This is a genomic window from Marinomonas sp. FW-1 (assembly GCF_005222245.1).
GTDB classification, from domain to species: Bacteria; Pseudomonadota; Gammaproteobacteria; order Pseudomonadales; family Marinomonadaceae; genus Marinomonas; species Marinomonas alcarazii.
The window spans coordinates 1,633,660-1,650,291 of record NZ_CP025987.1 but is presented as its reverse complement, the minus strand read 5'-3'; the positions used below and the strand labels follow the sequence as shown (position 1 = coordinate 1,650,291).

General features: G+C 49.6%; 3 protein-coding genes. All 3 read right to left on the bottom strand.

From position 1 onward, the window contains the following. Window positions 1-2 precede the first annotated feature (2 nt). The 3 genes from C1X04_RS07755 to C1X04_RS07745 are packed head-to-tail and all read right to left on the bottom strand — an operon-like array spanning window position 3 to window position 16,629. Window positions 3-9,668: a non-ribosomal peptide synthetase gene (locus C1X04_RS07755; protein WP_137169583.1), complete on the bottom strand. Its 9,666-nt coding sequence runs from the start codon at window positions 9,666-9,668 to the stop codon at window positions 3-5. 11 nt (window positions 9,669-9,679) lie between these two features. Further along, window positions 9,680-14,614, bottom strand: a complete 4,935-nt coding sequence (locus C1X04_RS07750; protein ID WP_137169582.1) for a non-ribosomal peptide synthetase — start codon at window positions 14,612-14,614, stop codon at window positions 9,680-9,682. Continuing rightward, on the bottom strand, window positions 14,614-16,629 hold the full coding sequence (locus C1X04_RS07745) for an AMP-binding protein (protein ID WP_110571953.1): 2,016 nt from the start codon (window positions 16,627-16,629) through the stop codon (window positions 14,614-14,616). Before C1X04_RS07745 ends, C1X04_RS07750 begins: the two co-directional genes overlap by 1 nt. Window positions 16,630-16,632: the final 3 nt, after the last annotated feature.

Sequence of the window (16,632 nt, the reverse complement as noted above, 5' to 3'; positions counted from 1 at the left end):
ATTTAGCCTTCAATTTCATTAAGCAACTGATCCATAAAGTCCAAGTCATCAAATTGCTGATCTTGCTCACTTTGGTGCGCATCAAGCCAAGCGGCTAACGCTGCGATAGTTGGCGTTTCAAACAAGGATTGCAGATCAGGGCGTACACCAAATTGGCTTTCCACCTGATTCATTAACTGCATCGCTAACAATGAATGCCCTCCAAGTGCGAAAAAGCTGTCTTCCGCCCCGACCTCAAGATTGAGCAATTGTTGCCATATCTGAGCCAAAGTACGTTCAGTTTGTGTTTCTGGAGCACGGGATGAGCGGGTTAATGCCAGCGTCTCAACACTTGCTAGCAAAGCTTTGCGATCAACCTTGCCATTAGTATTAAGAGTCAACTGGGCAATACTCAACACAGCTGCAGGCACCATATAGTTAGGAAGTAGCTGGGCGATTTGAGCCATAATAGCCGTGCTGTCAAATGACTCAGTTGCGCTAACCTCACTCGGCACCACCCAAGCTAATAGTCGCTGTTGGGAATCCGCAGCAACCACCGCATCTTGTACCTCTTTGCATTGACGTAATGCACTTTCGACTTCCCCAAGTTCAATACGGTAACCACGCACTTTGACTTGGAAATCACGACGGCTTAAATACTGTAGCTGGCCATTCTCCAAACGGCGCACCAAGTCCCCTGTGCGATACATACGCTGCCCTGCGCCATAGAATGGGTCCGGCATAAAGGCTTGTGCCGTCAGGTCTGCACCATCATGATAACCAAGCGCTACCCCAGCCCCTGCGATGTATAGCTCACCCACTGCACCTAATGGCACCGGACGTAATGCACCATCAAGTACATAGCAACGGGTATTTGGAATAGCAGAACCGATTGGCGCAATACCAGTATGAACAGAGCTCTCAGCGGTTTCATCAAGCACCGCACTGGTTGACCAAATAGTGGTTTCAGTTGGGCCATAGACGTTGGTAAGCGCTACACCTTTTTGCGATAGCGCTTCGACCAGTTCGCTGTTAACGGCTTCACCACCAATCAAGCCTTTCACGGTCGGCCAGTTGTCTTGCCCATGAGCCAGCAAAATTTGCCAACCCGCAGGGGTGGCCTGCATCACAGTTGATTGCTCCAGCAATAGCATCAGCTCAGCCCCATCAAGCACTTGGTAACGGTCTGCCATCAGTACGCAAGCGCCGTGCAATAGCGGCAGGTATAGCTCAAGCGCACTGATATCGAACGCAGCGGTCGTCACGGCTAGCCAAGTGTCAGACTCATCCAGTGTAATCACTTCATCCATGCCTGCTAAGAAGGCATCTAAGTTGGCGCGGGATACCAGCACCCCTTTAGGTGTACCGGTTGAGCCAGAGGTATAAATCACATAAGCCGCCTGTTGTGCATGAGTCCACTGTTCAGGGTTACTACGCCAATTCGATGTACATGGAGTGTTGAGAGTGTCTGCCAGATGCCATACCTGTACTTGTTCATTATGGAATATGCTGGCTGATTCACCGTCACTCAGCACCAATTGTGGCGCCCCATGTTGGCAAATACTCTGTAAACGCTCCGCCGGATGATCAGGGTCCAACGGAATATAGGTGACACCCGCTTTTTGCGCAGCCAATAACGCAATCACTAAGCTTGGCCCGCGCTCTAGACAGATCGCGATGCGCTCTAAAGGCGTCGCTTGCGCAACCCAATAGGCTAACAAATGATGCGCCAATAGATTGGCCTGTTCATTTAGCTCAGAGTATGTGAGTTGGCTGTCATGATGACGTAACGCTACGGCGTCGGGCGTTCGCACTACTTGCTGTTCAAAACGAGTCACTAGATTGTGCTCTGGATTCAGATCAATTCGTGTCTGGTTCCAACGCTGCAACTGAGCAACGTCTTGTGCATCGAGCGCACTCAAGTTAGCCAACATTTGCTGCGGTTGCGTTAGCATGGTTTCGAGTACATGCAGATACTGGCGTACATAGCGCTGTGCTGTGGTACTGAAGAATAAATCAGTGTTGTATTCCAATACTGCGCACCAGCGCTCCCCTTGTTGTTCGATATGCAAACCAATATCTGCCATCGCCGTTTGATCTTCATTATCCAAACGGGTCAATTCCGCTCCAGCAAAAGACGCAGGCTGTTGCGTTACTTGAATCAGGTTAAACAAGGCTTGATACAGAGGTGAACGACTTGAGTCACGCTCGACTTGCAAGCTTTCAACCAACTGCTCAAATGGCAGATCCTGATGCTGTTGAGCTTCTATTAAAGTTTGCTTGGTGTGTTGCCACAACTCAGCGACATTGGTGCATGCTTGTAGCGGCACACGAATAACCTGTGTTGATGCAAAGAAGCCAATGATGTCGCTGGTGTGAGGCAGATGACGATTCGCCACTGGCACACCGAGCCACACTTCTTCTTGGCCGCTATAGCGTGATAACAGCCATTGCCATGCGCTCATTAATGGCACCATAGCTGTCACATTGTGCGCCTGACATACACTCGCAAGCTGTTCAGCTAGCGCGTCACTTAACTCGAAACGCAAACGACGGCCATGATGGCTCTGCTGCTTCGGACGCGGTAAATCAAGCGGCAAATCCAGCGTTGGAATCGGCCCAGAAAGCTTCTCAAGCCAGTAGTCACGTTGCGGCGCTAAATGTTGCTCAGCTGCTGCGCTAGACCACCATTGGCTGTAATCAGTAAATTGCAGCGCTAGCGCCTCATGCTCCGTACCGATAAGCGTCTCAGCATCAGCATTAAGCGCCTGTTGATACAGCGCTTCTAACTCACGGAAGAACACCTCCAATGACCATGCATCGGCAATTAAGTGGTGCATGGTTAACTGCAACACTGTATCCCCATTGGTCAGCGAAAATAGCTTTAACTGCCAACAATGAGCCTGCTCTGGCTGCAATGGTTGCTGCATGGCTTGCTGCCGCTGCTGCTCCAATGCCTCTTCCGTTAATAACTCAGGATGCACAACTAAAGGTACTTCTATGGCCGCTTGCACTTGTTGCCACAGGTTGCCTTGGGCTTCGAAAAAGCGTGTCCGTAAGCTATGCTGGCGTACCATAAGCTGACTTAATGCCTGCGTTAATGCTGACTCATCAAGCTGTGTTGGTAACCGCACCGCCAAGGTGATCTGGTAAGCTTTCGCGGCCCCACTGAACTGCTCTAAGAACCATAAACGCTGTTGTGTACTGTGCATGAGCACAGGCTCAAGGGTCGCTTGCGCAGGCATGACGATGGCTTGCTGAGCTTGTTCTAACTGGGCCGCCATATCCGCCAGTACTGAATATTCGAATACCGCTGCTAACGGTAAATTCACCTGATACTGTTCTCCCAAACGCGCCACCAAACGCGCAGCCAAGAGAGAATGGCCACCTACGGCAAAGAAATCATCGTTAATGCTGATCGTCTCGCGAGAGAGCAACCCACCCCATAGTTCGACTAAACGTGTTTGCCATTCGGTCGTTGGCGCAATGACCTCACCTTGATGGATAAGACTATCTGGGGCAGGCAATTGCTTACGGTCGATTTTGCCATTGCTGTTTTGCGGCATCTGCGTCATATAGATGTATTGTGCAGGTACCATATAGTCAGGCAGATGCGCTTTAAGATGTGCTCGCAAGACATCTGTATCAATGTCTGTGCCACTCCAGTAGGCAACCAACTGTGCTTGTTCGCCACTACCAGTCAAACACACCGCGGCATTATCTACTCCCGCTACACGGGTAAGTTGCGCTTCAATTTCACCTAATTCGATCCTAAAACCACGCAATTTCACCTGAAAATCCAAGCGACCGAGGTATTCCAACTCACCTTGTTGGTTTAGGCATACCAAATCCCCAGTACGATACATACGCGCGCCAGGCTGGTCGCTGTATGGATCAGGTAGAAATGCTTGAGCGGTCAACTCTGGAGCACGATAGTAGCCCACACCCACTTGTCCACCACTTAAATACAACTCGCCGGGTACACCTACCGGAACTGGACGTAGCGCGCCATCAAGAATATACAAGCGCACACTGTCACCACTGCGACCTATTGGCACAATAGGATGAGCTTGCTGCGCGAGACTACTATGGGTAACAGGCTGATACGCTGCAAATACAGTAACTTCAGTCGGACCGTAGCCATTTAACAAATGCGCACCACGTGCGAGTAAGCGCTCTGCTTGCTCGGCAAACAGAGCCTCACCACAGGCAATCACCTCCATGCCATCAAAGCGGCAATCAGTATGGCTAAGCAAAAGGCTCCAAGTAGCAGGGGTCGCTTGGATAAAGTCCACTTGATGTGCTGCTAACAAATGCTCTAAGGCTTTCGGATCGCGCGCTTGTTGCTTGTCTGCCATCAATACACACGCCCCTTGAGTCAACGGGAACAGCAACTCAACAAACGAAATATCAAAGCAGTAAGTAGTCAGCGCCAGTGCGGTTTTTCCAACACTCAAACTCAGTTTGTGCTCTAAGTCTTGTGTTAAATAATTCATATTAGCGCGACTGATCATCACGCCTTTTGGTAGGCCAGTGGAGCCCGACGTATAGAGAATATACGCCGCTAACTCGGGGACCACCGACCTTACAGGTACAGCAGTATTCGCCTCGCTTAATTGCTCTAGAGCCGTGGGCACATTGAGACATTGAAGCTCGCCATCCCACTGCTGTACACAGTTTTGCAATGCTGGCTCGGTTAGGCAATAGTGGACACCTGCATGTTCTAGTACATAGCTAGCACGTTCTTGGGGCCAATCCGGCTCAACGGGTACATATACGACGCCCGCTTTCAGGCACGCTAACATGCTAATCGGCATTGCTACGGTGCGATTGACGCACAGAGCCACGCGCTCTCCCTGAACAACCCCTTGCTCCATCAGAGTATTTGCCAAAGCATTACTCAGTTGATCCAATTGCTGATAACTAAGCGCTTGCTCTGCCGCCTGCACAGCGATGGCATGAGGATGCTCAGCCACTTGACGGGCGAAACGCTCTAATACATCAGATTCAGGCGCTAATGGCTGGGTAGCCGCGGCTGGTTGTAGTGCGGTCAATAACGGCTGATTAGCTGGCTCTACTAGCTGCATTTGTGCAAATGGGCGATCTGGATTGGTCAGCATCCATTCGAAAATAGCGAGGTATTCCTGCGCCATAGCACGCACAGTAGCTTCATCAAAAAGATCACAACTGTACTCAAAATTCAGCAAATAGGCGCTTTGTTGCCCTGCTTCTGCCCCTTCGTTGGCAGGCTGCGCCAGTACATCCAATTTAAAGTCACACATTGCCGTATCTGGACGATTATCCAACCAAGATGCACTGACATCGGCTAATTCGAAGCCAGCCAAAGTTGCTTCGGGCAAGTAGTTAAATAGGGTTTGAAAGACTGGGTTGTAACCAAGCTGACGTGGTACACCTAGCTGCTCAATCAAATAATCAAACGGCAAGACTTGATTCGCTTGCGCATCCAGGGATTGGCGCTGAACGCTTGCCATCCATTGTTCAGGTGTCGCCACTGGATTTAACTCGGCACGATGCACCAGTGTATTAACAAAACAACCCAACATAGATTGAGTATCAAGGTTGTCACGGTTAGCAGATGGCACACCGATCAACACCTCCTGCTGCCCGCTACGATGAGCTAGCAGCCATTGGAACGCCCCCATAAACACGGCAAAGGCTTGATTTGAATACGGCTGTAAACGCTGCCCGAGCGCCTCGGGCAACATGATACCAAAGCGTTTACCAGCCCCTGTTGGCTTAGCAGGTCTTGGACGATCCGCACACAAGTCCAGTACCGGAAGCTCTCCTGCAAGCTGTTGTTGCCAGTAGTTCAGCTGAGGCTCAAGCGCTCCTGAATGAATCCAGCCCTGCTCCGCAGCAGCATAATCCGCGTATTGCAAAGCAGCCACAGGTGCGGGTGTTTGACCTTGATATAAGGTGCAGAATTCGTCAATCACTAAGCGCAGTGACCAAGCATCTGCAATGATGTGATGACAGCAAAATGCCATAACGCTTTCTTGCTCTGACAAGTGCAGCAACGTCACCCGTAGGAGCGGAGCTTGATCCAAGGCAAATGGTGTGTTCGCTGCGGCTTTTAAATGGCTTTGTAACGCTTCTTCACGTTGTTCTGGGGCTAAATGACTCAAATCCACACGGCTCAGAGGCAATGACCATTCGCTAGCAATATGCTGCACGGGAAGCTCTCCTTGCAACACAAAGCGTGTACGCAGGATTTCGTGGCGTGCCACCAAGGTATTAAGCGCTTGCTCTGCTTGCTGCGAATCGAATTGCCCTTGTAAACGCAATGCCGCAGATAAGTTATAGGCTGAACTATGAGGCTCTAGCTGTTGTAAGAACCACATACGTTGTTGCGCATACGACACGGGTAAAGTCTGACTACGATCCACCGCTGTAATATCTGGTAAGCGCGGTGTTGCGGCAACGCTCTGCTGGTCTAACCACTGAGCAAGCTGGGCAACGGTAGGCCGTTCAAAAATGGTACGCAATGGAATATCGCGATCAAACTCGCGGCTTAATTGCCCGATCACTCGGGTCGCTAACAAAGAATGCCCACCTAGCTCAAAGAAACTGGTTTGCACACCAACTTGAGCTAAGCCAAGCACTTGCTGCCAGATATTAGCGATATGCTGCTCGACATCATTCGATGGCGCGACGTAATCCGCTTGACGCAGGCTATCATAATCTACGCTAGGCAGCTGAGCACGGTCTACTTTGCCATTACGGTTACGTGGTAAGCGCTCTAAACCAATAAAGACAGACGGCACCATATAATCTGGCAAGCCTTCACCGACAAAGGTTTTTAAGGTTGTCCAACTGCCCTGTTCTGACAAATCCAAGCTAGGGTCTTTGGCACACACATACGCCACAAGAACTTTGCCACGCTTGGCATCGTCGCTGGCGATCACCACCACTTCATGCACACTTGAATGCTGTGCCAGACGTGCCTCAATTTCCCCTAATTCAATACGGTAACCGCGAACTTTAACTTGGTAATCTACTCGTCCGACATATTCAAGTTGACCTTCGGCAGTCCAGCGCGCTAGATCCCCTGAGCGATATAAGCGCTCACCTTGAGTCGAAAAGGGATTCGGTATAAATGCCGCCGCGGTGCGTTCAGGCTCGTTTAAGTAGCCACGCCCAACGCCCGTCCCAGCCACATAGACTTCACCTATCGCACCAATGGGCATCTGCTCTAGCTCAGGGCTTAACACATACAAGCGATTGTTAAGCGTCGCACGCCCAATCGGCACATGGTGCACACTGTCGTCTAAGCGATAGTTGATCGGATAAAACGCCACATCATCAGAACATTCCGCTGGGCCGTAGGCATTCATCATAGGGATGTCTGGGTAAGCATCGAACCATTGTTGCGCTAAGGCGGGAGGCAAGGCCTCACCAGTAGGAAGCACCCAACGTAAGTCGGCCAAGGTATGTTGTTGTAACAGTAGCCCTTGCATAAGAGCAGGCACAGGCTCCAGTATCGTCACACGGCGCTCTGTTAACTCTGTGGCGAGACGTACTGGGTCTTGGCTGATACAGTCTGGCAAGATTTCGACTCTGGCCCCCAGTATTCCAGCGATTAAAAATTGCCACACGGAGATGTCAAAGCACTGGCTGGCCGTTTGCGCAATCACATCATTTGAACTCAGTGCTAACGGGGCAAACTTACCTAGCATGTTATTGAGCATGCCTTGGCGCGTTACCATCGCCCCTTTAGGCTGCCCGGTCGAACCAGAAGTAAAGATGACATACGCTAACTGATCTGGGTGCACACTTAGGTTTAGATTAGCGTTATGTGGATGTTCTAGATCTTTGATTAAGGCTTGCTCTGCCATGGCAAATGGCAAAACGGTCACGCCTTCCAACTCTGCTTTGGCATCTATGGCTAATTCTGTAAAGGCCGTTTGACACAATACCAACGCGGCGCGACTTTGTGCCAATACCTGCCCCAGGCGTAACGGTGGGTGGTGTGGATCAAGAGGCAAATATGCACCTCCTGCTTTCAACACAGCCAGAATCATAACCAGTAATTCGCAATCCCGCTCCCCCAGCAAGGCCACTACTTGATCAGCGACGACACCCTGAGCTCGTAACGTGTGCGCTAACTGGTTTGCACGCTGATTAAGCTCTGCGTATGTCAAACTCAAGGTCGTGTCCGCGACCGCCACTTTATCTGGCTGCACTAGAGCTATACGCTCAAAGCGCATGATATAATCTTCACCAAGTGGTTGCTCTGGGCCTTGTGCTTGCTCAGCCAATTGCTGCTGCTCATCAGTGGACAACATCGGCAAAGCACGGTAGTGCTGTACGTCTGTCTGACTCGCTAATACCTGATCCGCCAGTGCCAGTAGCAAGGTGCGGTAATGGCTTAACATGCTTTCAATGTGTGCTGAGTCAAAATCCGCAGTCTGGTAGGTAAGCTGTAGATGCAAAGCCTGACCCGGAATAATCACCACTGTAATGGGGTAATTGGTATGCGTCCGGTTGGTCGCATCTTGAATGATAAATTCAAGATTTTCTTGTTTGAGGCCTGCATCCATTGGTGCGTTTTCAAACACAAACAAGCTTTGGAACAGGTCTTGGTTTTCAACTTCGCTCCAGCTTTGAATATCTGCAAGGGAGCTGGTCTCATGTTCACGTAACGCCAAGTTCTCTGCTTGTAATGCGGGCAACCATTGTTCGGGCGGAACCGTCTCGTCTACTTGCCAACGTAGGGGCAAAGTATTAATAAATAAGCCAACAACGGATTCCATCCCTGTTAAGTGAGGCGGACGCCCCGCCACGGTCACACCAAATAGTAGATCCTGCTCGCCACTGTAGCGCGATAACAGCAACGCCCAAGCGCCTTGCGCGAGAGTATTCAGGGTGACTTTTACCGATGCTGCGGCTTGTTGTAAACGGGCCGTTTCTGCAATAGTCAGATGCTGCACTTGGTCCTTAACTGAGCCTGTTTCAGGGTCAAGAGGATAGCGCCCTGCTTGGCGCACGCCTAATGGTGTAGGAGTCGTAAAGCCTTGTAAGCGCTGTTGCCAAAAATCTTTATGAGCATCCGGTGCTTGTTGACCTAACCATTGAATAAATTCGCGGTAACGACGTGGTGTAGGCAGTGTCAATTCACGCCCTTCACATAGCGCACGGTAGTAATTTAAGAAATCCATCATAATAATGGAGAAACACCACGCATCCATCAGGATATGGTGATAGCTGCGCACAAACTGCCATGTATTCTCAGCCAACTTAATCATGCGCACCTGCATAATAGGAGCTTGGCTAAACGACAGACCTTGAGCTCGCTCTTGCGCCAACAAGTCATCTAAACGTTGTTGCTGTTCAGACTCTGGCAGATTGCTCCAATCCAGCCATTCAACGGGTAAATTGACTTCTTTAAAGACCACTTGCAACGGTTGCTCTTGCTGCTTCCAGACAAACCCTGTACGCAGTAGTTCGTGGCGTTCAACTACTTTTTGCCACGCCTGCTGGAACGCTTCAGGGTTAAGGTCTTCCATTACCATCACGTGACGATATTGCAGCAAGTACATGCCACTGTCTGGATTCATTAATGTGTGAAACAGCAGGCCTTGTTGCATCGGCGCTAGTGGGTAGACTGCTTCGATGTTGTTAGAGAGCGCTCTCATTGTTGAGGGCGATACAGTGACTTGGTTAGACATGAGTTTTCCTATTAAGAATCCGAAACGAGATCAAGTTGTGCTGCTTGCAGTTCTTTAAGTAGAGCTAAGAATGCTGCATCATCAATACCTGCCTCTGGGAAATCTGATGCCGTCGCACGGCCAGCCGATGGCGAGCAGCAATGCTCTACTAGGTTTCTAAGATTGTCGGCAAACTGTTCGACGAGGTCTGGCGCCTCCACAAACTCTGGATGTTCAGTGGGATAATGGAAATCCACTACCAGGCATCCATTCAGTACCAATGCATTCACATCAAGTAAATGGGTACGATGGTTGTCGTCAGCACGCATTGCAGGACACAAAGGCTGCGCTAATTGCCACAAAGCCCCCTCATTATTTGACCCCATAGCAATGGTTTGCTGACCTAAATAATTGAAGGTCACCAGTGATGTATCTGGCCATGGCTGCTGCCCTTTAGCATCTGCCAAATAACGTGCCAAGCCATAACTCAAACCATTGTTTGGTATGTTGCGGTATGCTTCTTTCACCGCTGGGATCGCTTGCTCTGGTTGACTCAAAACAGGCAAACGCAATGGGAAACGACTCGTAAACCAGCCAATACTGCGGGACAGATCGAGATCACTTTGCTCCGTTTCACGCCCATGCCCTTCCAGCTCCACGGCAATATGCTGCAATCCTTTGGCATGCCCCAGAGTCTGTACCAGCGCGGTTAACAGAATCTCGTGAATACGCGTGCGGTAGGCTTGATGAGATTCGGTCAGTAAACGCTGAGTCGTATCTTGATCTAACTCTAATTGGCAATGGGCGCTATGACGATAAAGGTTTTCTGCATCGGCCTTGGGCTGCTGCGCTTCGTGTTGCTCACGCCAAAAGTCGATCTCTTGCTGCGGCAGTGCATTCGCCCATTCGCCTAGGTATTTTTGCCAAGCATCCAAGCCAGACGTTGTCGCAGGCAAGCGTACGGATATCTGATTTAACGCGGTCTGATAGAGATTTTGCAAATCTTGCAGCACTATTTGCCATGACACCGCATCCACAATCAAATGGTGCGCACAACATAGCAACTGCTGAGACGGTGTAAACCATACGAAACGTAGCAATGGGGCTTCACTTAAAGAGAACTGCCCTTGGTAATCAGCCAATTGCGTATCGGATACTTCGTGCGCAGATACCTGAACCAGCTCATCCAGCCATTCATCTTGCCAAGTTTGATACGTCTGTTGCCAAGTATCGCCCTCTTTGACAAACGCTAAGCGCAGGCTGTCATGATGCTGCACTAACTGTGCGACAGCATGGCGTAACGCTGTCATATCAAGCGTTTGCGCACATTGCATAAGCAGCGATTGATTCCAATGTTGAGGCTGGCTTTGTTGCTGCTGCATAAACCAATGCTGGATAGGCGTTAGAGGGAAATACTCTAAGCGTGATTCAGGCTTGGTTGATTGATTTGCCGTCTCGGTGGTGGAACCCGCTTCTAACACTTGAGCAACATTAGCTAATTCAGCCATGGTTTGATGCTCAAACACTTGCTTAGGCGTCACCACAACACCTTGCGCTTTTGCCTTAGCAATAATTTGCAAACTAAGTATTGAGTCACCGCCTACTTGGAAAAAGTTATCACGGGCACTGAGGCTTGGTTTGCCTAATACTTCCCGCGCAATCGCTAACAAACACTTTTCAACCTCACTGCCTTCGACTTCAGCAACGAGTGCTAGCTCAGCAATGGTTTGCTGCTCAAAAATGTCTTTAGGTGTCAGCTTAATCCCCGATTCTTTCGCTTTGGCAATGATCTGTAAGCCAAGAATCGAGTCTCCGCCATGAGCAAAAAAGTTGTCATGAATGCCAAGCTCAGGCCTATTTAGAAGTATCCGCCAAACATCCAACAAAGCACTTTCGACAGGCGACATGGGTTCTGGCTGGCCCTCACCCGAGCCAAGGTCAGAAGTTTGTAAGATGCAATCTTCTACATTTAACTGAGCCAAAGCAGTACGGTCGACTTTGCCATTACCCAAACGAGGCAATTGCTCAAGCACTAACCAGCGAGCTGGAATCATGTAATCTGGAAGCTGGCTCTGCATCGCTTCACGCAAAGCGAGCGCTTCATCTTTAGTCGTAACTAAATAGGCAACTAGACGATTATTGTTACGTTCATCAGGGACATTCAAAACGACCGCTTGGGCGCCTTGCTGATTCAACCAAGCTTCAACTTCCCCGAGCTCGACACGGAAGCCACGCACTTTAACTTGGAAATCAGTGCGGCCAATAAAAAATAGCTGCCCGTTTTGCCAAGTAACTTTGTCACCCGTGCGATACCAAACTTTTTCCTCTTGTAGGAAGCGCTCTTTAGTAAGAGATTGCTGTTGCCAGTACCCTTGCGCCACGGTTGGCCCAGATACTTGCAGCTCTCCAGGAAACCCTTGCACGACAACATGCCCGCAATAGTCCACCACTCGCACACTAACTCCCGCTAGAGGGCGCCCTAAGGCAATATGAGGCTGCTCAGCATTGACCTCATCAGCAACAATACCAACCGTGGTTTCGGTCGGGCCATAGTGGTTCACCACACGTACGTTGGGTTGACGCTGTTTGACTTGCTGCACCAGCTCCGTGGTTAAGGCTTCACCGCCACAGAGCAAGGTATGCTGTGGTAATACGTGATGGCTCTGGGTCGCCTTAAGCAAGCCATGCATATGGGACGGTACAATTTTCAAGCAATCGACGGGATAAATCTGCAAATGTTCGGCTAAAGCGTCCGCGTCAAGAGCTAGCTCTTCAGGGATGATTTGTAACACTCGACCAGATAGCAAAGCACCAAACGTCGCAGTATAACCAAGGTCTGCACCACTGCCCGCTAGCGCAGCAAGACTGGCTTGCTCAGGCAAGTCTAAACGCTGCATCGCCGCTGCAACGTAATGGGCCAAATTAGCTTGGCTAACCACGACGCCTTTAGGCTGCCCGGTAGACCCCGAAGTATAAATCAGATACGCAGGTGTAGCGGGTGTTACCATCTGTTCAACCACAGGCAAAGCGGATGAACTTAAGTCAGATTCGACACTGGTGCGTAAATCAAACCAATCCGCTTGTTGCTCTAGCCATGCAGGCGCTTCGCCTACTCCAACCGTGACACGTAATTGCGCGTCCCGTTTAATAAAATCTAAACGCTGTGTCGGCCAACCTAGGTCCATCGCCACATACGCCGCACCTAAGCGCCAGCATGCCAACATAACCACTACTTGCTCGACGCTGCGCTCGATGTACAGGCCCACACGATCATTGGCAACCACACCACGTTGTTGTAGCTGAGCAGCGCACACTTCTACACGGTCCAGTAATTGGCGGTAATTTAAGCGCTCATCCGCTAATTGCAGCGCTAATGCATCCGGTTTGACTTCGCAATAATTCTGAAAGGCTTGCCAAGCAGTCGCTTGTGGCACAACTTGTTCAAGCTCACCGGATAACGACAGCCCCGTCTTCGCTAGTGCTATTTGCTCCAGTGACAGGTTCTGATCTTCTACCAGTTGCTCGATAAAGTATTCGAACATCGCCACAACGGTTTGCACTTTTTCACGTTTAAACAGCGCATCGTTGTAGCGCCACTTACCCATAAAGTCCTGCTGATTATCCACCACTACAAGGTTTAGCTCATGCGCTGCCCCCCGTTGTTCTGCTAATAATTCAGCTTCAACAAGATTATCTTTCAGGGCGTCTGGCCGCTCATGGTTCAAAGTAAACATGTGCTGAAATACTGGTGAACGCCCAGCTTGACGAGGCAGATTAAGCTGCTCAACCAAGGAAGCAAAAGGATATGCCTGATGCTGCATAGCTTGGTTTATCTGTGCTTTCACCTGTTGCAGCCATTGAGCGAATGGCACACCTGTTTGCAGCTGACAACGTAACGCTAAGGGGTTTACCAAGTACCCAACAAGTTCCGTATGATCTTTCTTCAAACGCCCTGAGCTTGGAGTACCAATCACAAACTCTTCTTGCCCAGACAGCCGCCCCATAAACCATTGGAAAGCGCTCATCCACCAAACATAGGGAGTAATACTTGCATCACGACATAACGCACGAATGCTCGCCGATGTTTCCGAGTTGAGATAGAAAGACAGCTCTTCTCCCGACTGACCTGTGTCGGCTGTTGGCTGATAGTCCAAAGGCAATTGCAATTGCGGGACATCCCCCAAAGCATTCAGCCAATAAGATAGTGACGCATCGCTGTTCTGAGTTCTTATTGCTTGCTCAGCAGCCCAATCACGATACTGATACGCGAGAGTATCAAGCGTGTCGTCCTCACCATTAAGCAAAGCCAGCAGGTCATGACGAATCTTCTCAAAGGAGATAAAGTCCGCTGCGATATGATGCGCAGTGAGTAAAAGGTATTGTTCTGTTTGCCCACCGTTTTGATTAACTAATAAATAACCACGACAAACATCACCTTCCTCTAACTTGAACGGTTGATCGGCCCTTTGAGCCAACCAACTCTGAATGGCATCGTTATCAAGCTGTTCGCTGTGTTCAACAAACAATGTAGGTACAGCTTGATGAGATGTAGGTGCAACGTGATGGGATGCACTTTGACCAACCCACTGAACAGGTTCACCCTCAATTTCACCATAAGCACTGCGCAGAATTGGGTAAGCTTGCAACAAGGTTTGAAACGCTTGTTCAACAGATTCTACCGCCAGCCCTTGCTTGAGCTTCACCGCATAAGCCATATTGTAAGCAATGCTGGTAGGATTCATGCGATACGTAAACCACAAAGCACGTTCGTTTACGCTTAGCGCACGTGCATTAAATAGCTCTGGCTGCGCTTGCAAACACTCAATCAAAGCAGGCTTCTGGTCTCGCAACTGAGCTTTTAGTTCTGCGGTCATAGCACCTTCTGGCGCTTTAAAGCCAAGCTTATCGCCATTTAGACTTAGAACAATATTACGACGGCGAAGAGTCTTGATGAGAGAATTGGGCATTAAATTTCTCCCTCTAGCATGGACTCATCTTCATATTTAGCTGAGTTCATTAGTGTTTGTTGTTGAGCGGTGATCGCCTGAGCAAACGCCTCTAAACTTGGTGATGACCACATAAGCTCTTGTGCAATACTAGTCTGCATTGCTTGTTCAAGGTCATGCATCAAGGTCATCGCATCTATAGAATCCAGTCCTAATGCTGCCAGCTCCGCATCCGCCGGAACCTGATCAATGGCAGTACTTAAACGTTGTGCCACCCACCACTGCAACCACAGAACAACATCTTCAGCACTAGGCTCAAGAGGCATATCGACCTCAGGAAGAACGCTTTCTTGTGACACGGCCTTGTGCCATTGATGAACAATCGTGAGCGCACTGTCTTGATATAAATCGCGACATTTCAAACGCTGAATTTTCCCTGATGTGGTCTTGGGTAGACTCGCGGGTGAAATCAAAATAACGGCCGACAAAGACAATTCATGGACTTGAGCCACCACTTGGCGTATCGCTGTTGTCAATTCAGCCAAATCCGCGCGCCGCAGACCATGGCGTGACAACTCTTGCACAAGAACCACTCGCTCCGGCTGCCCCGCTACAGCAGGCAATGAAAACGCTGCGCCACCATGGGCAGTTAGGTCTTCATCAATACCTTGTACTGTCGCTTCAATATCCTGTGGAAAATGATTCACGCCATTGACGATCAGCATTTCTTTTAAGCGCCCATTGATACACAAATGACCATCCGCAACGAACCCCAAGTCCCCCGAACGGAAGTAGCCGGATTCACCAGCAACGGTCAGGTTAAATACTTGTCGGTTTAACTCTGGCTTGCCCCAATACCCAGCACTGACACTGTTTCCTTTGAACAGAATTTCACCTTGCTCACCCGGCTCGACTTCTTGTAATGAGGCCGGATCAACAATCTTAATCGGCATTTCTGGATGCAGCTCACCGGAACAAACACACTCACCCGAGGTATTGGAGGATAGTGTCTTCCAGCTTTGTTCCGTAGTCATAGCCGCTACAAATAAGCAAGCTTCTGCCATACCGTAACTAGGTTTCATTGCCTCTGCTGACAGCCCTACTGATGCAAATGCAGAATCAAAGCGCTTCAGTGTTTGCTCTAAAATCGGCTCGGCGCCGTTCGGAATTGTTCTCCAGCCTGAAAGATCGAGAGACTGTTTTTGCTCATCATTGATACGATCAACACAATGATCAAAAATAAAGTTTGGGCCACCACTAATCACTTCCTGATAGCGGCTAATAGTTTGCAACCAAGCGAAAGGACTTTGAATCACCAATGGCGGCGGCAGCAAGCAGACAAACGAGCCCTTTAAAATCGGAGTTAGCACATATCCGACCATCCCCATATCATGGTACATAGGTAGCCAAGAGACACATTGACAGTCAGCGTTAAAATCAAACCGTTCACTGATCAAACGAGTATTTTCTAGCAGATTACGATGGGATAGCATCACGCCTTTTGGCGCACCGGTTGAACCCGAGCTATATTGCAGAAACATCACATCATGGCTATCTACATCTGGACTTTGCCACGCATCAGCCTGATCACCTTTATCCGAATCAACCTGCACAATGGCACAAGTTAGTGCTTGTGCATCGCGCCATTGATTCACTTTTTCTTCATGACCACTACTACACAACACCAAAGAGGCTTGGCAGTCCTGAGTAATAGAAGCCAAGCGTCCCCAGTCTCTACGGCGATGCTGCGGCGGATACGCTGGCACAGCAATTACTCCCGCATAAACACAGGCAAAAAAACCTACAACATAGTCAATACCATTCGGCATCAACAGCAGTGCTCGCTCCCCCTGTTCAACATGCTGGCGCAATACAACAGCCAGAGATTTCGCTCGCGCCGCCAACTCTGAGAAGGTGATTTGATGATCAAGCTCAGCACCTTTTGCACTGTACCCAAAAGCCACTTTATCCGAATAATCTTTGGCCTGTTGCTCCAGTACACCAATCCAATTCTTTGGTTCGACCGTTTGCTTCATAAA

What these genes read in the sequence shown, in the direction of transcription:
- C1X04_RS07755 (WP_137169583.1), bottom strand. Translation starts at nt 9,668, where the DNA reads ATGTCTAACCAAGTCACTGTATCGCCCTCAACAATGAGAGCGCTCTCT.
- C1X04_RS07750 (WP_137169582.1), bottom strand. Translation starts at nt 14,614, where the DNA reads ATGCCCAATTCTCTCATCAAGACTCTTCGCCGTCGTAATATTGTTCTA.
- C1X04_RS07745 (WP_110571953.1), bottom strand. Translation starts at nt 16,629, where the DNA reads ATGAAGCAAACGGTCGAACCAAAGAATTGGATTGGTGTACTGGAGCAA.